The sequence below is a fragment of the Streptomyces sp. URMC 129 genome (assembly GCF_051386415.1).
In the GTDB taxonomy this organism is placed as follows: Bacteria; Actinomycetota; Actinomycetes; order Streptomycetales; family Streptomycetaceae; genus Streptomyces.
In genome coordinates, this window is sequence record NZ_JBPQTQ010000139.1 from 1 (window position 1) to 16,193 (window position 16,193).

The window sequence follows — 16,193 nt, forward strand, 5'->3', positions numbered from 1 at the left end:
GGGGGGGGGCCGCCCCACCACCCACCCCCGAGACCGACGCGGAGCCCCGAGCTCCCCGGGTCGGTCTCCCTCCCCTGTCCCTGGTTTCCCCGGTGGGAAGCCGGGCGACTCGTGGGGCACTATCACTCAAACGGGCGTTCTTGGGCAGTAATTGCACGGTGTTCGAACTCTTATTCGATATCGTGTCTCTGGTAGGGGCGGGGGCCGTGACCGGAGCCGGAGAAAGGGGGACGGTGCGCATGGCGCGTCGCGTCCACGTTGTCGGGCAGGGCGGAGTGCGGCTGGCTGCCTGGGAGTTCGGCGGGTCGCCGGAGGCCGGGCGGGAGCGGGCGCGCCCCGGCGTGCTGCTGCTGCACGGGCTGCTGGGCCGCGCCGCGCACTGGGCGGACCACGCCCGGTGGCTGGCGGCCCGCCGCCGCGTGGTCGCCCTGGACCAGCGCGGCCACGGCCACAGCGAGAAGCCCGCCGCCGGCCCGTTCGACCGCGACGCGTTCGTCGCGGACGCGGAGGCGGCCGTGGAGCAGCTCGGCCTGGGCCCGGCCGTGCTCATCGGGCACGCGATGGGCGCGCTGACGGCGTGGCAGCTCGCCGCCCGCCGCCCGGATCTGGTGCGCGCGGTGGTGATCTGCGACATGCGGGCGGCGGCGCTCGGCGTCCGCTCGCGGCAGGAGTGGACCGCGTGGCTGGACTCCTGGCCGGTGCCGTTCGCCACGCTCGCGGACGTGCGGCGCTGGTTCGGCGAGGACGACCCCACGCTCGACCGGCCGCGCCCGGTCCGGGGGGACTTTTTCGCCGAGGTGATGGTCGAGCACCCCGACGGCTGGCAGCCCGGCTTCTCGCGCCCCCAGATGCTGGCCGCCCGCGAGGGCTGGGTCCGCGAGGCGCACTGGGACGAGCTGGCCCTGGTCCGCTGCCCGGCCCTGGTGGTGCGCGGCCTCGACGGCGAGCTGGGCCGCGCGGAGGCACACGAGATGGTCCGCGTCCTGCCCCACGGCCGCTACGCCGACATCCCCGACGCCGGCCACCTCGCCCACCTCGAACGCCCGGCGGAGTGGCGGGAGATCGTGGAGCGCTTCCTGCGGGACGAAGGGCTGGAGGCCTGAGCCCCACCACCCCTGACCTGTCGGCATGAAGACGCCCGCCCGGGGCGCACGGGCGACCACCCGGCCGTGCCCGTGTCGTCACGTCGGGCCGGCCGGTGTCTTCCGTGGGGCCCTCCGCGGCCCGGGAGGTTTCCCGGGCGTGCCGGGACCGTCCGCTCTGGCGTCGCCTCGGTTGCTCCGTGTGGTCCCGTCGGGTTGGCCGGTGTCTTAGGTGTCGGGCGTGGTGCCCGGCTCCGGCGACCACCCGGCCGTGGCCGTGTCTCCCATGGCGCCCTCGGGGCCCGGGAGATCCTCCGGGCGTGCCGGGGGACCCGTTCGGCCGTGGCGGGTGCTCGGCCATGCTGGCAGTGTCGTCCGGGGTCCGCCTGTGTTCCCGTGGGTTCCCCTCGGGCGCGCGGGTGGTCGCAGGCGGGAGGTGTCGGCCGGCGTTTCCCGTCCGGCCCGGGGGTCACCGGGCCGTGCCCGTGCCGCTGTCGCGTCGGGTCCGCCCGTGGTTCTCCGGCAGTCCCTGCGGGCCCCGGAGCGCGCGGTGATCGCGGGGCGGCGTCGTTTCCCTTCCGGCTCCGGCGATCCCTCGGCCGTGCCCATGCCGCCGTCGCCGGGTCGGTCCGTGGCCCCCGGCGGCTTACGTCCTGCTGACCGCCGTCAGGATCTCCGGGAGGCGGCGGGCGGTGACCGGGGCGGCCAGGTGGAGGCCGGCCCAGGCGGTCAGCAGGCCGTAGCCGGTGCCGAGCGGCAGGGCCGTCCACAGCCAGCCCGTCGCGTCCGACGTGGTGAGCACGACCACCAGCGCGATCACCGGCGCGCACAGCACCGCGCCCGCCAGCATGCCGCCGATGATGCTGAACCACGCGAGCGCGCCCTGCCCGGGCACCACGTTCTTCATCGGGCTGTCCTGCGGGATCGAGTACGGGAACCGGGCGCTGGTCACCGCCCCCATGCCCAGCAGCGCGCCGAGCAGCGCCAGGGCCAGGCCCAGCGCTCCGGCCAGCGACGCCCAGTCCCCGGCGAGCGCCGCCGACAGCACCACCACCGCCGTGGTGAACGGCACGGCCACCACCGCCACCGCGAGCGCCCGCCCGCACAGCTCCAGATAGGCGTCCCTGGGCGTGGCGATCGTCTGCGCGACCAGCCAGAAGCCGCTGTAGTCCTGGCCGAACTGGTTGTACATCAGCAGCCCGAGCAGCGCCGACGCCCAGCAGGCGGTGTAGGCGCTCGCCCCGCCCTGCGCCGCCGTCACCACCGGCATCAGCACGCCCATGCCGAGCGCCGAGGCCCAGCCCATCTTCGTCTTCGGGTCCCGCCACCCGTAACGCAGCGTCCGCCGCGCCACCGTGCCGGTCCGCCCGGCGGGCAGCCACCGGCTCTCCCGCTCGCCCGCCCGCGCGGTCCCCGCCTTCCCCGCCGTCCGGGGCGCCGCCGCCCCCACCGTGGAGGAGTCGGGCGCGGTCAGCAGCCGCGTCAGGGTCCGCCGCCACCAGCCGAGCAGCAGCAGCCAGGCCAGCGCGGTGCCGCCGAGACCGGCCGCCGCCAGCCCGGGCGAGCCGTCGCCCGCCGCCCGCACGCCCTCGACGGCGGCGGCCGGCGGCACCCAGCGCACCACGTCCGCGAGCGCTTCGAGCGGCCCGGCGCCGTTCTCCCCGGACAGCCGCGACAGCCCGAGGTTGAGGGCCTGGACGCCGAACGCGATCGCGATCCCGCTCAGCACGGCCAGATCGCGCCCGCGCCTGCTGCTGAGCAGCCCCGCGTTGGCCGTGGCCAGGGCCCGCGCCAGCGTCGTGCACGTCAGCAGCGCCAGCGGAACGGCGAGCACCGCCGCCGCCACCCCCGCCGCGCCGTCGGCCACGACCACCACCGCGCCCGACACCAGCAGCACGGTGAACAGCGGCCCGGCGCCGACCACCGACGCGACGAGCTGCCCGGCCAGCAACGCGTTCGGCCGCAGCGGCAGCATCGCCAGCCGCGCCGGGTCCAGCGTCTCGTCCGCCCCGCCGACGAACAGCGGCATGAACGCCCAGCCCAGCGCGAGCAGCGCGACCAGTACCACCGCCGCCTCCGGCCCGTGCTCGTGCCCGCGCAGCGCCACCAGCCCGAGCAGCCCGAGGCCGCCGACCAGCGCGGTCACCACGATCGCGCCGACGAACGCGGCGGTCCGCGCGGACGACTGCCGCACGCCGTTGCGCAGCAGCGACAGCTTCAGCCGCAGGAACGTTCCCGCCACCACGGCGACGGACGCGCTCACCGGCGCGTCCACCGGGGCGCTCACCGGCCGCCGCCCAGCCAGTTCAGGTCCTGGCCCGCCGTGTTGCCGCGCGCCCCCACCAGCTCCAGGAAGGCGGCCTGCAACGTCTCCGCGTCCCCGCGCACGTCCGCCAGCGGGCCGTGCGCCCGGATGCGCCCCGCCGCCAGCACCGCGACCCAGTCGCACAGCGACTCGACCAGCTCCATCACATGGCTGGAGAAGACCACCGTCGCCCCCGACGCGGTGTACCGCTCCAGGACCTCCCGGATCGTCTGCGCCGACACCGGGTCCACGCCCTCGAACGGCTCGTCCAGGAACAGCACTTCGGGGTTGTGCAGCAGCGCCGCCGCCAGCCCCGTCTTCTTCCGCATGCCCGTCGAGTAGTCCACGACCAGCTTGTGCTGCGCCGCCGACAGATCCAGCACGTCCAGCAACTGGTCGGTGCGCCGGTCCACTTCGGCCGCCGGAAGGCCCCGCAGCCGCCCGAGGTACGTCAACAGCTCCCGCCCGGAGAGCCGTTCGAACAGCCGCAGCCCCTCGGGCAGCACACCGATGCGCGCCTTCACGCTCACCGGGTCCCGCCACACGTCGTGCCCGGCGACCTCCACCCGGCCGTCGTCCGGCCGCAGCAGCCCCGTGATCATCGACAGGGTGGTGGTCTTCCCGGCCCCGTTCGGCCCGACCAGCCCGATGAACCTTCCCGCCGGCAGATCCAGATCGATCCCCGACACGGCCACCTGCTCGCCGAACCGCTTCCACAGCCCCCGCACCCGGACCGCGGGCACCCGGTGCTCGTCGTTCCCCTCCACCGTCATGCGCCCACCCTAGAAGGGAGGGTGTCGCGGGCGGGAGGGCGCGGTGTCCCTCCCGCCCCTCAGCGCTCCTGGGCGCAGGCGTAGGCGAGGGTGGGCAGGAGTTGCTCGGCGTCGGGCAGCCAGCGGTTCGTCGTGGTCGGCCGCCGCGCCCACTGCACGGAGCCGCGCGTGCCGATCCGCGTCGGCGGCGCGGCCACGAAGTCGCCCTCGCCGCGCGGGATCATGTCCATCGTCGCCGGCTGCCAGCCGAGCCGCCGCAGCGTGCCCGGCGCCTTGGCCGCGCCGCCCGGCAGCACGAAGAACTGCAACCGCCCGGTCGGCGTCCCGGCGACCGGGCCCAGCTCGATGCCCGTGCGCTCCATCCGCGCCAGGGCCAGACAGCCCGCCGTCTCCGGCACGTCGATCACGTCGAACGTCCGCCCGGTCGGCAGCAGGACCGCCGCCCGCGGCTCCCGCTCCCACACCCGGCGGGCCTCGACGGCGCTGCCGGTGGCGTGCGTCGGCCAGTCCATGCGCGTGGGGTGCGCGCCGGGGGCGTAGCACGTGTCGACCCCGCAGGAGCAGCGGGCGACGCCCCGGTCGTATTCCAGCCATGTGCCGGGCAGCACGTCCCAGTGCCGCTCCTCGGCGTAGCGGACGGCGTGTTCCAGCATCGATTCGGCGGACTGCAGGAGATGCGTCTGAGGGGTCACGGCTGAGGTGACGGCGATGGTCTCTTCCACATCCATGACAACTTAATTCCTCCGAACGGGTTACGGCCAACTGCGCCCCGGTGTGCGGCGGAGCGCCCGCACGCGGGGCGCATCGGAGCATCGACAGGGGCGTACGGGATGGATCCGGCGACGGCCGGGCATTGATCTGCGGGGATCTTCCCGGGCCCGTCAGCAAGGGAGCCGCTTGATGACTGCCAGACCACTGATCGCCCGCCAGCCCAACGAGCGCCTGCTGACCCTCATCCGCGAGGCCGGCTGCTCCAACGCGGGTCTGGCCCGCCGGGTCAACATGTGCGCCGCCGAGCGTGGCTTCGACTTCCGGTACGACAAGACGTCCGTCGCGCGCTGGATCCGTGGCCAGCAGCCGCGCGGCCGGGCGCCGGAGGTCATCGCGGAGGCGCTGGGCCGCAAGCTGGGCCGCCCGGTGACCGTGGACGAGATCGGCATGGGCACCACCCGCCAGCTCACCTCCTCGGTCGGTCTGCACTTCGCGGCCGGGCTCGCGGAGAGCCTGGAGCAGGCGACGGAGCTGTGGCGCTCGGACGTGGCCCGCAGGGAGACCGGCGGCGAGGGGCAGAACGGGCAGAACCCGTACGCGCCCGGCGGCTCCAGCGTGGCCCCGGCCGCGCTGGTCGAGCCCAGCCGCGACTGGCTGATCACCCCGGCCGACGCGGAAGTGGCCCGCTCCTCCGGGCCGCGCGTCGGCAGCGCGGACGTCAAGGCCGTGCTCGACACCACGACCGCGCTGATCACCCTCGACCGCCGCTGGGGCGCCGGCCACGTGCGCCCGGTCGTCGTCCACTACCTCAACAGCGTCGTCGCGGGCCTCCTCGACGGGTCCTACCGGGAATCGGTCGGCCGCGAGCTGTTCTTCGCCGCCGCCCGGCTGACCGAGCTGGCCGGGTACATGGCGGTGGACAGCGGTCTGCCCGGCCTGGCGCAGCGGTACTACATCCAGGCCCTGCGGCTGGCCCAGGCGTCCGGCGACCGGGGCTTCGGCGGCTACGTCCTCGCGGCGGGCATGAGCCACCTCGCCGCCGAGCTGGGGAACCCACGGGAGGTGATCCAGCTCGCCCGCGCCGCCCAGGAGGGCTCCCGGGGCCGGATCACGCCCCGCGCGGAAGCACTGTTCCTGGCCGCCGAGGCCCGGGGCTACGCCCAGCTCGGGGACCAGGAGGGCTGCCGCCGGGCGGCGGCCGGGGCCCTGGCCGCCCTCGACCGTTCGGACCCGGACTCCGGCGACGACCCCTCGTGGATCACGCACTTCGACGCGGCCTACCTGGCGGACGAACTGGCCCACTGCCACCGCGACCTGGGCCAGGGCCGGGCCGCGCAGCGGCGCGCGGCGGAGGCCCTGTCCGGCCACCCGGAGACCCGGGCCAGGCGCCGCGTGATAGGTCTGCTCATCCTGGCCACGGGCCAGTTGCAGGAGGGCGAGCTGGACCAGGCGTGCCAGACGGCCTCCGAGGCGGGCACCCTCCTCGACGGCCTCCGCTCCGGCCGGGGCACGGACTACTTCGAGGACTTCCGCTCCCGCCTGACCCCCCACCGCAACGAACCCACCGTCCGCGACTTCACGGCCCGCTGGCCGCACCCGAACTGAACCGGATCGGGCACTCCTCGCGACCCGTCAGCAGAGGAACCCACACCACACGATCGCGCAAGGTCTCGTCGGCGATGGCCCCGGCGTCGCACCACGCCACGCCGGTGACTTCCTCGGCCCGGAGCGCGCCGACACCCAGGTCAGGCGCGGCTTCTGTGGCCGATGGCCAAGGCCTGCGCTGTTCTGGTACCGACAGCAGGCCGTACTGGTGCCCGCAGTAACTGCGGTGGGGACGACGGAGCACCTCGCCGCCAGGCGAACAGGCTTCGGATCACTCGGACTTCGTCACAGCACCGGGCCGAAGAGGCACACAGGCACCGTCATCGCTCACGGACATGGGAGAAGGCCATGCGTGTTGCTGTCGTCTATCCGGAAGTCCTCGACCTGGCCAGGTTCAAGGAGAGCCGCAAGGAGTTCCCGCCCTTCGGGGTGCTGTACCTGGCAGCGGTTGCCGAGGCACACGGCCACGAGGTGGAGGTGGCCAAGGTCAGCGACGGCGACTGCGTCAGGGACTTCACCGGCTTCGATGTCGTGGCCTTCACCATTCCCTCCTCGGCGACCTACGGCGTCATCCGGGACTGCCGCCGGGCGAGCCGTTACGACGGTGACCCGCTGATCCTGGTCGGTGGTGTGCACCCGAACTTCTACCCCGAGCAGACTCTGCTCGACATCGAGCCGCACGTGGTGGGGATCGGGGAGGGAGAGGAGACCTTCCTCGATCTTCTCGCGCACGCCCGCTCCCGCCGCTTCGAAGACATCCCGGGCATCTGCTGCCTGCGCGGCCGGGAAGCGGTCCGGACACGCCCCCGTGCGCTGCTCACGAGCATCGACACACTGCCGCTGCCGGCCCGCCATCTGCTCCCCGCCGAGGACCTGGTGATGAACGACCGGCTCAGCGCCACCGACCTGCGCATGGCGCACGTCATGTTCAGCCGGGGCTGCCCATTCCCCTGCCGGTTCTGCGCCGCGGCCCAGACACGAATTCAGTACCGCTCCGGTGCCAGTGCCCGCCGGGAGCTGGTCGACATGATCGAGCGATACGGGATCGAGGGGTTCGCGATCGTGGACGACAACTTCATCGTCAACAAGCGCAGAGTCCGGGACATCTGTGCCAGCATCACTGACCTGGGCCTGAAGTGGTCCGCACTCTCGCGGGTCGATACCGTGGACGAGGAACTGTTGGCCGACATGGCCGCCTCCGGCTGCCTGGAGGTCAAGTACGGTATGGAATCGGGAAGCCCCCGCATTCTCAAGGCGATGCGCAAGAACATCACCGCCGACCGCATCCGGCGCGCGGTGCGCTGGGCGAGGAACTCCGGCATCAACGTCAAGCTGTTCCTCATCCACGGCTTTCCGGGCGAGGACCGGCACACGACCCGAGAGACCATGGACCTCCTGGCCGAGCTCGCTCCGCACATCGACCGGGTGTCGCTCTTCCGCTTCGTCCCGCTGCCGGGCACCTACGTGTACGACCACCCGGAGGAATTCGGTTTGCGCGGAACGAGCGGGCAACCGGGCTGGGACGGCGACTGGAGCAAGTACCACATTCATCACAACCACCGGCACTGGTGGGGAACCGATGAGCAGTTCTCCCACGTCCAGGCCGGCTACGCCGAACTCGCCGCGATGGTGGACGAACTGTGGCCCGACCGGCACCAGCTTCCGTCTCCCGCACCCGGAGCCTGACCAGAAGCGCTAGCCTCGGTAACTCCTCGTGGCCCAAAGGGCCGCAGTCGCCTCTCCGGGCAGGAGGAGCAACCGCCTTGACCACTGCGCTGACGTTGTCGGCGGCCGTCGAACGAGCGGCCGTCGCCACCCGCCACGGCTGGGGGACGACTCCTCCGCCCCCCGGTCTCGCAGCCCTCGCCGATGCCCAGGCAGGGCTGCACGCCGCCCGGCTCCTGACCCCATACGTCACTGCCCACACGCGCTTCGGCGACTTGTTCACGCCCGACCAACTACGTGAAGCCCTTGTGCCGGGCGGCCCGCTGCTGAAGGTGCGGTGCATGCGGCGCACCCTCCACTTGTGGCCTGTCGGCCAGGCGTCCGATGCCCACGCTGCCTCACTGCGGCTGAGGCTGGGCGCCACCGCGGCGACCGCACGCCGCCATGGACTCACTCGCCAGGACTTGCACCTGTGGGCTGCCCGTGCGCAGGAGTCGTTGGCCGGCGGCCCCCTCAGCTACACGGATTTGACCGCGCGCCTGATCAAGCAGCACACGGGAGCCAGGACCGAGACAGTGCGGCTGGGCATCAAATGGGCCTGGGAATCGGGGCACCTCACCTGCCGCAACACCGCCTCCTCACTGCACCGCGAGCAGCGGCAGTTCGCGCTCATGGGACACATCCACCCCCACCTCAGCCTCAACGGCACCGATCCGGCCACCGCGACCATCACACTGGTCCGCCGCTACCTGCGCGCCTACGGCCCTGCCGCCGAAGGCGACCTGCTGTGGTGGTCCGGGCTCACCCGCGCCGAAATCGGCCCCGCCCTGGCGGCGATCCACGGCGAGATCACCCGGGTATGCGTCGAGGGCCTGCCCGGCACCCTCCTCGCCCTCACCGAGGAGATCGACCGGATCCGGAACTCCCCTCCGCTCCCGGAGGACCACGTCCGCCTGCTGGCGTTCGAAGACCCTACCTTCAAGGGATACTTCACCACCCGCGCCCGCTACCACGACCCCGCACACACCGCGCGGGCCTTCAACTCCATCGGAGAAGTCAGGGCCACCATTACCGTCGCCGGACGGATCACCGGCGTGTGGAGCTGGGACAAGAAGACCCGCACGGTCGACGCCGAATTCTTCACCCGGCCGCCCCGCGCCATCGCCCGCGCCGCCAAGGAACGCCTGGAGTCAGTTCAGGAGTTCCTGCGCACCGAACCGTCCTGAGGCCCGCCACCTGAAAGAGGGAGGGGCATCGCTCGCCGAGTGCCGGGCGGGTCCATAATCGTGGCTTCACCGCCCCCTCCAGAGAGCACATACCACCGTGGCCACCCCCACTGTTCAGCGCCATCGCCGGATCTGCGATGTCCACCTGCTCCTTGTCCGTGACGGCCGGGTACTCCTGAGCCTGCGCAAAGGGGGATACGCCTCCGGTCTGTGGCAAGTGCCCAGCGGTCACCTCGAAGCCGGGGAGTCGACCGACGTCGGCACCGTCCGGGAGGGGCTGGAAGAGATCGGCGTCCGCGTTGCCCCGGGTCACCTGGAGTTTGCCCACTTCATCGACCACCGCGCCCCCGGAGAAGAACCGCGCCTGGGGGTCTTCTACCGCGCCACGACCTGGGAAGGCGAGCCGTACAACGCCGAGCCCCACAAGTGCGGCGGCATCGCCTGGTACCCCTTGGGCGCCATCCCCGACAACACCGTTCCCTACCACGCGGCAGCACTCGCCCACATCGCCGCCGGCCGCACGCACTCCCGGTTCGGCTGGCAACCTCTCCACACCGTCACCTGACTCGCGCGGCTGGCGGCACGCGCCTGGTGGCCGTGATCACCGGTTGAACTTCTGTATCGGGCGGATTGCTTGGGCTGCTTCGGGGGCGCCGCGGGTGTCGATTTTCCACTCTGCGAAGCGGCGCCGCAGCGTTGCCTGGGACACGTGGAAGGAACGTGCGAGGGACGCGAGTGATTCCCCTTCGCGGTAACGGGAGATGGCGGCCTCCTTGGGGATCGCCACCCGGCGTGACGGCAGATAGATCTGCATTCCGCAGGACGCGCAGAACTTCACCCCGTGCCGCTCCACGAGTTCACGATGCCTGCACGGTGCCATGGCGTGCCTTTCCCTCTCCGGCCTCCGCGATTTCCCCCAGGCGCGCGACCCGCAGGCGGTGCGGGGTCGAGAACCACTCGTAGGGCGTGTTCAGCGAACGCAGCCGCACGCGCGGCCCGACCGCCGAGATGACCTCACCGACCCGGCGTTCGGAGCCGTCCCACACGGCGATTCCCGCCGCGGGCCACGGCACGATGCCCTTCACCATCAAGTCCGCGATCAGCGACGGGAGTTCGTCCGACGTCGCCGCGATGCGCACGACCGTTCGCTCCGTCTCGTCGGTCCTTTCCAGCCGGACGTCGACCGGCCCGGTGCCGACGAGTTCGAGAACGTCCTGTATGCGGTCGCGGGCATGCCGTGCCGTCATTCCCGGGTCGTGCTGAGTCTCCGTCATCGTCATTCCGTTCCCTCGGCTTTGGCCTTCACTGCCTCTTACACACTGGGGCAACGCGCAGTAGTGTCGCCAGAGCAGAGAGCGATACAAGCACGCTGTTGTGCTGGGGAGTCACAGGGAGCAAGGCAATGGGCAAGGCCATTCGCAGGAGCCAGTTCGCGCAGTTCCGCAACGGCTGGAAGTTCTTCGGTGCGGAGCTGAAGCGGCGCAGGGAGGCCGCCGGGATGACGCAGGCGGAGCTGGGCCTGCTGATCTTCTGCTCCGCCGGGTACATCAGCATGTTCGAACTGGGCGTCCGCAAGCCCGATCACGATCACGCGAAGCGGTTCGACGCCGCTCTACAAACCGACGGTTTTTTCGAGCGGACATGGGAAGAGCTGATCAAGCGCCGCCCGTTCGCCGAATTCTTCAGCGATGCGGTGGAGCACGAGCCGCTGGCCCAGAGCATCTGTGAGTGGGCTCCGGCTCTCGTCCCCGGCCTGCTCCAGACCGCCGACTACGCCCGCGCGGTCTTCCGCGCCGCGCAGCCCTTCCTTCCCGAGGAGGAGACGGAGAACCGTGTGGCCAACCGCCTCGCCCGGGCCGACATCCTGAAGCCCGCCGACGCCTCCACAAGGCCCCTGTATTGGGCGGTGTTGGACGAGAGCATCCTGCACCGCCCGGTCGGCGGCCGGGCTGCGATGGCCGGGCAGCTCACCCACGTCGCACGGACGGTCCGGGAGCGCCGCGCCCTGGTCCAGATCCTCCCCTACGCGGTCGGCGCCCACTCGGTGATGGAGGGCTTCCTGAAGCTGATGACCTTCGTGGAGGCCCCGCCGCTGGCCTATGTCGAGGGTCCGCACATCGGCCAGTTGATCGACGATCCGGCGCTGTTCGCCCAGTATCAGATGTCCTACGATCTGCTCAGGGCTTCGGCGTTGCCGCACGAGGAGTCCCTTTCCCTGATCGAGTCTGCCGCAGAGGACTTCACGAAATGACCGTTCACGACCTGAGCGCCGCCCGGTGGCGGAAGAGCAGCTACAGCGGCGGCAACAACGGCGATTGCGTGGAGGTGGCGGACGGCGTTCCCGGTGTGGTGCCCGTGCGCGACTCCAAGGTGCCGGGCGGTCCGGCGCTGGTGATTCCGGTAGCGAGCTGGTCGTCGTTCATCGCGGCGGGCGCCTGGCGGAAGAGCAGCTACAGCGGCGGCAACAACGGATCGTGCGTCGAGGTGGCGGACGGCGTGCCCGGTGTGGTGCCCGTGCGCGACTCCAAGGTGCCCGGTGGCCCGGTGCTGGCGGTTCCGGCGGCGAGCTGGTCGTCGTTCATCGGGACGCTCTAGCAATCCCCGGCTCCGGTCGCCACCGCGATGAGGCGGCCGGAGCACCCGTTGATCGGCTGATGTGCCTATCGGATGTAGCTCTAACGAGTGCCCCCGGCACCGCATGTCCGGAATGCGGTGATTTTTCATGCTCACATGACCGGCATGACTGTAGACCGAGAGCGGGACGCGCTCACACGGGGCACCACGCCACGACGGCAGCTGATGGCCGCGGCGGCGCTGGCGCCGGTGCTGGCCGGAGCGGGAGCGGGCATCGCCCGCGCGGACTCCACCGGCGGTATGGCGGCGGAAAGCGGCGGCGGCTCGGGGCTGCTCCAGCCGATGCCCACCGTCGAGTCCGACTGGAGCGATGTCGCGACCACCCTGGGACGGTCGGGCGGTATCCGGCGTAAATCGCTCTATCACACGGATTTCACCCGAAGAGACCTCGACGTCTTCTCCTACGGTATTAAAATCAAGCCCTACTTCGCGCTGGGGACGCACGTGGCCTTCGTCCGGTACTCGGACGGCAGCACGATGCTCATGGGCGACATCGTCGTCACCGAGAAGGAGCTCCAGCGCGTCAGCGACGCCCTGTGCGCGCACGGAATCCACCAGACCGCGATCCACAAGCACCTGCTGCACCAGACGCCGGACCTCTGGTGGACCCACGTCCACGCACACAGCCACGACCCGATCACCCTCGCACGCGGCGTCCGCGCGGCGATCGACTGCACGACGACCTCACCCCCGCCGCCGGAGGGCGAGCCCGAGGAACCGCCGGTCGACCTCGACACGGACGGCATCGACGCGGCGCTCGGCAGCCCGGGCATCGACGCGGGCGGCATCTACAAGAACGTCTTCCTGCGCGCCGAGACGATCACCCACGGCGGCCTGGTCATGCCACCTGGCCTCGGCGCGACGACGGCGCTCAACTTCCAGCCGCTGGGCGGCGGCAAGGCCGTGCTGAACGGCGACATCGCCATGATCGGGTCCGAGGTCCAGAACGTTCTGGTGGCGCTTCGGAAGGGCGGCATCGGACTCGTCACCCTCCACAACCACGGCCTGATGGACGAGCCGCGCCTGTTCTTCTTCCACGTCTGGGCGGTGGGCGACGCGGTGCAGCTCGCGAAGGCCCTCAAGCCGGCGGTGGCCGCGACCAACTCGGTGGCCATCGGCGGCCAGCAGGGCGCGGGGAAGCCGCAGGCATGACCCGTTCACCCCTCGCGCGGACACCGCGCGAGGGGTGCGGCGGCATTCGGTGAGCAGGTGACCAGGGCCAGGGAGAGAAAGGAAACCCGCCCGACGTACACCCCCACCCCCACATCCCGGCCCTGGCCCAACCGCTCGACGGCGCTGCCCGCCTGCCCTCCCTGCTCCACCAGCCACGTCACCGCGTCCTCCGCCCGCTCGAAGGTCGCCCTGACGAACCGCGGATCCTTCACCAGCCAGTTCGCCACCTCGACCGGCGGCACATCTGCCTTCCGGAACGCGTCCACCCGCGCTCGATACCGCTCCTGCTCCTCGGCGGTGACGGGCGGCCGGAGCGGAGTCGGCATGCGCCGCAGCGCTTCTTTGTCGAAGACGGCTTTCTCGCCGAGCCACGCGTACGCGTGAATGTGCACGCGTCACTCCACGACGTCGAACTCCCCGGCCTTCGCCCCGGCCAGGAAATCCGACCACTCCTGGACGGTGAATTGCATGACGGTCGCGGTCTTGGTGTCCCGCAGCGCCACAATCCCGGGAACATTGGTGGCGACCTCGGCACAGCCTTCAGTGCAGGGGCCGCCGCAGCGGGTGGCGGGACGGAATTCGTACTGCGTCATGACGTTCCTCTCATGTCTGGTACGGACTTGAGAGCATCGTGGCATTGGGCGGGCGGCCTTTCTAGCCGCTTTCCTGTTCGCGCAAAAAGCCGTCCCGGATCGATGCCACCATCGCGCGCATCTCATCACCGGCGAGAGCCGTGGCGGCAAAGTTCTCGAACTTGCGCACGTACAGCTCGATATCTCGCGGATCGGTCACGACCAGCTCGGCATGGATGGCCTCCACATTGACCATCCGGTCATCCTTGATCGAGAACGAGTGCCCAGGGAACTCCGTCTGCGGGGCCGTTAACGGCATAACGCGTACGTCCACGTTCGGCCTTCGCGAAACTGTGATCAGCGCATCCATCTGCTGGGCCATCAACGTCGATGGGACAATTCTCCAGCGCAGAACCGATTCGGTGATGATGAACGAGAACGATTTGGCAGCGTCAAGGAGAACCGCCTGCCGGGCGAGGCGGGCCTGGACCGTCTTCGCCAGCTCCTCGTGTCCCAGTCTCTTCCGGGCGAATACCGCGTGGATGTAGTCGTGGGTCTGCAGCAGGCCGGGCACCAGGGAGTGCTGGAAGAGGCGTAGGTTCGTCGTCTGGGCCTCAAGGGCCTGGATCTGCTGCTGCTTGCGGTGGTAGCCGAGCCTTCGGTAAGAGCGCCACGCCGTGGCTTCGGTCGCCTCTGCCCTGGCGGCGGCCATGTACTGCGCCTTGATCTCCTCCGACACCCCGATGGCCGTGAGGATGCGCTCCACGTCCGTGACGCTCGGAGCCGTGCGCCCGGTCTCCAGCTTGCTGAGCTTGCTCGCGGACATGACAGCGCTGCGGGCCACGGCCTTGGCCTCCTTCCCGGAGGCCATCCGCAACGCCCGCAGCGCTGGTCCCAGTTGAGCTTTGTTCACTCGGTCCCGTGCTTGGCCCACCACTCCGGGAACGGTACGGCCTCGGCCAGCGCCCGGTCACGGTACTGCTGGAACTCCGGCAGGCTCTCCTTGCCGGGGAAGTCCGCCCCCAGGTACGCGCCGGTGGCGTCGTAGTTCATGCGAGCGGTGACGCTGTCGTCGAAGAGCCAGAAGTCCGGGGCTTCGGGGATCGGGTTCTCCCGCTCGGTGGTGTCGAGGATGAAGAACTCCTCGCCGACGGCCATGTTCCGGTGGTAGCCCCAGGCCAGCTCGTACCGCAGGTAGTCGGTGAGCGGGCGCGACAGGATGTGCACGCGGTACATCCGCTTCCCCGCCCGCGTCGCGTCCCTGACGGTCGTGACCCACTCGGAGTTCTTGAAGGACTCAGGCTGTTCCTTTCCGGCCAGGAAGCTGGCGAACGATCCCTCACTCCGTGGGATGTTGTAGTTGTCCAGCGTCTCCAGCCTGAAAGCTTCGCGTTCGAACGAGTCGAACCACTCGCCCAGCGTCCTAGATGAGGTTGTCATATACCACCTTCCGGATCAGTTCGGCGGGGATCTCCACCACGCCTTCATGCGCTGGAACATTCAGCCCGTGATCGAACATGTGACTGCCCTGGACAGCCACGGTGCCTCGCTCGGTCAGGTAGAGCGTGGCGCAATCGCCGTCCTCACATGCGCCCGCCAGCCGCGTCAGCTTCACTGCCATGCTGCCCCTACTCTTCGGCGTCACCTCAATCCTCTCTGTCACGTCATGGCGCTGGCAAGGCACAACAGTTTCCGCTTCTGGAAACCAATGTCGGCTTCCGGCGCGTGCGCCAGCATGGGGGGCATGACCTTGGACCGTGACGCAGACGCCCACGGCGAGTCCGCAGCGGTGGAGCCCGTCTGGGGCGTGCCCTTGTTCTCGCAGCGCTACCTCGGCTCCGGCCGTGCCCCTGGCAGGGAAGAGGTTCGGGACATCGTGGCCGAGGCCGTGCTGGCACGGTTGCGTGCGGCTGACCTGGGTGGGTTGACGGTGGGGCGGTGGCGGGATCAGGCTCCTGGGGGAGCGGGTAGCGTGGCCCGGTGAATGGCGGAGCGGTGACGAGGAGCCTCGGGTGACCAGCCACAGCGGGCGGGACGACGAGCCCCGTGAAGGTGTGATCTTGCCGTCCGGCGACGGCGGGGTGGAGGAGTCCGGGCCGGTACTCGGGGCCCCCGCGCCGGGGCAGCCGTGGGGGCAGCCCTGGGGGCCCGGCGCGGCCGGGGCTCCGGCGCCGCCGCAGGGCGGTCCGGGCGCGGTGCCGTCCGCTTCCCGGGGGCGGCACGCTCTGCCGCAGCCGGGCGGGGACGAGGACGCCACCGCGTACATACCTCCCGTGGAGACCACGACCCAGATCCGGCCGGTCACCCCCCGGGTCACGCCTCCCCGGCCCGCCGCGCCGCCCGTGGACAGCGAGGGGGCGACGCAGTTCATCCCGCCCGTTCCGCCCGTGGACAGCGAGGGCGCCACGCAGTTCATCCCGCCCGTTCCGGCGGACGACGCGGCGGCG

The 16,193-nt window shown here is 71.1% G+C and carries 18 protein-coding genes and 1 pseudogene; 9 read left to right on the forward strand and 10 right to left on the reverse strand.

Annotated features, from left to right (window positions below):
• The first annotated feature begins 239 nt into the window (after positions 1-239).
• The gene (locus ACSNOC_RS23585) at positions 240-1,103 is read left to right on the forward strand and encodes an alpha/beta fold hydrolase (RefSeq protein WP_436749567.1); all 864 of its coding nucleotides are present in this window, start codon (positions 240-242) and stop codon (positions 1,101-1,103) included.
• A gap of 625 nt (positions 1,104-1,728) precedes the next feature.
• Here ACSNOC_RS23585 and ACSNOC_RS23590 read toward each other — a convergent pair.
• The 3 genes from ACSNOC_RS23590 to ACSNOC_RS23600 are packed head-to-tail and all read right to left on the reverse strand — an operon-like array spanning position 1,729 to position 4,888.
• Positions 1,729-3,345: a transporter gene (locus tag ACSNOC_RS23590; protein ID WP_436749568.1), complete on the reverse strand. Its 1,617-nt coding sequence runs from the start codon at positions 3,343-3,345 to the stop codon at positions 1,729-1,731.
• Positions 3,346-3,365: 20 nt separating this feature from the next.
• Positions 3,366-4,160, reverse strand: a complete 795-nt coding sequence (locus tag ACSNOC_RS23595; protein ID WP_436749569.1) for an ABC transporter ATP-binding protein — start codon at positions 4,158-4,160, stop codon at positions 3,366-3,368.
• 59 nt (positions 4,161-4,219) lie between these two features.
• On the reverse strand, positions 4,220-4,888 hold the full coding sequence (locus ACSNOC_RS23600; RefSeq protein ID WP_436749570.1) for a bifunctional DNA primase/polymerase: 669 nt from the start codon (positions 4,886-4,888) through the stop codon (positions 4,220-4,222).
• Between the two features lie 172 nt (positions 4,889-5,060).
• On the opposite strand from ACSNOC_RS23600, the gene ACSNOC_RS23605 reads away from it, so the two are divergent.
• From ACSNOC_RS23605 to ACSNOC_RS23620, 4 genes are all read left to right on the forward strand, one after another.
• Positions 5,061-6,476: a transcriptional regulator gene (locus tag ACSNOC_RS23605; RefSeq protein WP_436749571.1), complete on the forward strand. Its 1,416-nt coding sequence runs from the start codon at positions 5,061-5,063 to the stop codon at positions 6,474-6,476.
• Between the two features lie 348 nt (positions 6,477-6,824).
• The gene (locus ACSNOC_RS23610; protein WP_436749572.1) at positions 6,825-8,162 is read left to right on the forward strand and encodes a B12-binding domain-containing radical SAM protein; all 1,338 of its coding nucleotides are present in this window, start codon (positions 6,825-6,827) and stop codon (positions 8,160-8,162) included.
• The gene (locus ACSNOC_RS23615) at positions 8,117-9,367 is read left to right on the forward strand and encodes a DNA glycosylase AlkZ-like family protein (protein ID WP_436749573.1); all 1,251 of its coding nucleotides are present in this window, start codon (positions 8,117-8,119) and stop codon (positions 9,365-9,367) included. Before ACSNOC_RS23610 ends, ACSNOC_RS23615 begins: the two co-directional genes overlap by 46 nt.
• A gap of 97 nt (positions 9,368-9,464) precedes the next feature.
• Positions 9,465-9,932: an NUDIX hydrolase gene (locus ACSNOC_RS23620; RefSeq protein ID WP_436749574.1), complete on the forward strand. Its 468-nt coding sequence runs from the start codon at positions 9,465-9,467 to the stop codon at positions 9,930-9,932.
• Between the two features lie 36 nt (positions 9,933-9,968).
• Here ACSNOC_RS23620 and ACSNOC_RS23625 read toward each other — a convergent pair whose 3' ends face one another.
• Positions 9,969-10,220 carry a hypothetical protein gene (locus tag ACSNOC_RS23625; RefSeq protein WP_436749575.1) on the reverse strand — a complete coding sequence of 84 codons (252 nt, stop codon included), beginning with the start codon at positions 10,218-10,220 and terminating at the stop codon, positions 9,969-9,971.
• Between the two features lie 4 nt (positions 10,221-10,224).
• Positions 10,225-10,641, reverse strand: coding sequence for a hypothetical protein (locus ACSNOC_RS23630; RefSeq protein WP_436749576.1), 417 nt, complete (start codon positions 10,639-10,641; stop codon positions 10,225-10,227).
• 128 nt (positions 10,642-10,769) lie between these two features.
• Here ACSNOC_RS23630 and ACSNOC_RS23635 point away from each other — a divergent pair, with 128 nt between their 5' ends.
• The 3 genes from ACSNOC_RS23635 (at position 10,770) to ACSNOC_RS23645 (ending at position 13,153) form a co-directional block, all read left to right on the forward strand.
• Entirely contained in the window at positions 10,770-11,618 is an 849-nt protein-coding gene (locus ACSNOC_RS23635) for a helix-turn-helix domain-containing protein (RefSeq protein ID WP_436749577.1), read from the forward strand.
• Positions 11,615-11,962 carry a DUF397 domain-containing protein gene (locus ACSNOC_RS23640; RefSeq protein WP_436749578.1) on the forward strand — a complete coding sequence of 116 codons (348 nt, stop codon included), beginning with the start codon at positions 11,615-11,617 and terminating at the stop codon, positions 11,960-11,962. Before ACSNOC_RS23635 ends, ACSNOC_RS23640 begins: the two co-directional genes overlap by 4 nt.
• A gap of 144 nt (positions 11,963-12,106) precedes the next feature.
• Positions 12,107-13,153 carry a DUF1259 domain-containing protein gene (locus ACSNOC_RS23645; protein ID WP_436749579.1) on the forward strand — a complete coding sequence of 349 codons (1,047 nt, stop codon included), beginning with the start codon at positions 12,107-12,109 and terminating at the stop codon, positions 13,151-13,153.
• A gap of 5 nt (positions 13,154-13,158) precedes the next feature.
• On the opposite strand, the gene ACSNOC_RS23650 is transcribed toward ACSNOC_RS23645, so the two are convergent.
• From ACSNOC_RS23650 to ACSNOC_RS23670, 5 genes are all read right to left on the reverse strand, one after another.
• Entirely contained in the window at positions 13,159-13,566 is a 408-nt protein-coding gene (locus ACSNOC_RS23650) for a hypothetical protein (RefSeq protein ID WP_436749580.1), read from the reverse strand.
• A 3-nt stretch (positions 13,567-13,569) separates the two neighbouring features.
• Positions 13,570-13,767, reverse strand: coding sequence for a DUF397 domain-containing protein (locus tag ACSNOC_RS23655; protein WP_436749581.1), 198 nt, complete (start codon positions 13,765-13,767; stop codon positions 13,570-13,572).
• A 61-nt stretch (positions 13,768-13,828) separates the two neighbouring features.
• Positions 13,829-14,659: a helix-turn-helix domain-containing protein gene (locus ACSNOC_RS23660; RefSeq protein ID WP_436749582.1), complete on the reverse strand. Its 831-nt coding sequence runs from the start codon at positions 14,657-14,659 to the stop codon at positions 13,829-13,831.
• Positions 14,656-15,186, reverse strand: coding sequence for a DUF6879 family protein (locus ACSNOC_RS23665; RefSeq protein WP_436749583.1), 531 nt, complete (start codon positions 15,184-15,186; stop codon positions 14,656-14,658). Before ACSNOC_RS23665 ends, ACSNOC_RS23660 begins: the two co-directional genes overlap by 4 nt.
• Complete coding sequence (locus tag ACSNOC_RS23670; RefSeq protein WP_436749584.1) at positions 15,170-15,367, reverse strand: hypothetical protein; 198 nt, start codon at positions 15,365-15,367, stop codon at positions 15,170-15,172. Before ACSNOC_RS23670 ends, ACSNOC_RS23665 begins: the two co-directional genes overlap by 17 nt.
• A gap of 391 nt (positions 15,368-15,758) precedes the next feature.
• On the opposite strand from ACSNOC_RS23670, the pseudogene ACSNOC_RS23675 reads away from it, so the two are divergent.
• Positions 15,759-16,193 (forward strand): annotated as a pseudogene (locus ACSNOC_RS23675) (hypothetical protein); the annotation flags it as partial.

Coding starts and splice junctions, on each gene's coding strand:
- ACSNOC_RS23670 (WP_436749584.1), bottom strand. CDS start 15,367: ATGGCAGTGAAGCTGACGCGGCTGGCGGGCGCATGTGAGGACGGCGAT.
- ACSNOC_RS23600 (WP_436749570.1), bottom strand. CDS start 4,888: ATGGATGTGGAAGAGACCATCGCCGTCACCTCAGCCGTGACCCCTCAG.
- ACSNOC_RS23585 (WP_436749567.1), top strand. CDS start 240: ATGGCGCGTCGCGTCCACGTTGTCGGGCAGGGCGGAGTGCGGCTGGCT.
- ACSNOC_RS23640 (WP_436749578.1), top strand. CDS start 11,615: ATGACCGTTCACGACCTGAGCGCCGCCCGGTGGCGGAAGAGCAGCTAC.
- ACSNOC_RS23595 (WP_436749569.1), bottom strand. CDS start 4,160: ATGACGGTGGAGGGGAACGACGAGCACCGGGTGCCCGCGGTCCGGGTG.
- ACSNOC_RS23635 (WP_436749577.1), top strand. CDS start 10,770: ATGGGCAAGGCCATTCGCAGGAGCCAGTTCGCGCAGTTCCGCAACGGC.
- ACSNOC_RS23665 (WP_436749583.1), bottom strand. CDS start 15,186: ATGACAACCTCATCTAGGACGCTGGGCGAGTGGTTCGACTCGTTCGAA.
- ACSNOC_RS23610 (WP_436749572.1), top strand. CDS start 6,825: ATGCGTGTTGCTGTCGTCTATCCGGAAGTCCTCGACCTGGCCAGGTTC.
- ACSNOC_RS23630 (WP_436749576.1), bottom strand. CDS start 10,641: ATGACGGAGACTCAGCACGACCCGGGAATGACGGCACGGCATGCCCGC.
- ACSNOC_RS23655 (WP_436749581.1), bottom strand. CDS start 13,767: ATGACGCAGTACGAATTCCGTCCCGCCACCCGCTGCGGCGGCCCCTGC.
- ACSNOC_RS23605 (WP_436749571.1), top strand. CDS start 5,061: ATGACTGCCAGACCACTGATCGCCCGCCAGCCCAACGAGCGCCTGCTG.
- ACSNOC_RS23645 (WP_436749579.1), top strand. CDS start 12,107: ATGACTGTAGACCGAGAGCGGGACGCGCTCACACGGGGCACCACGCCA.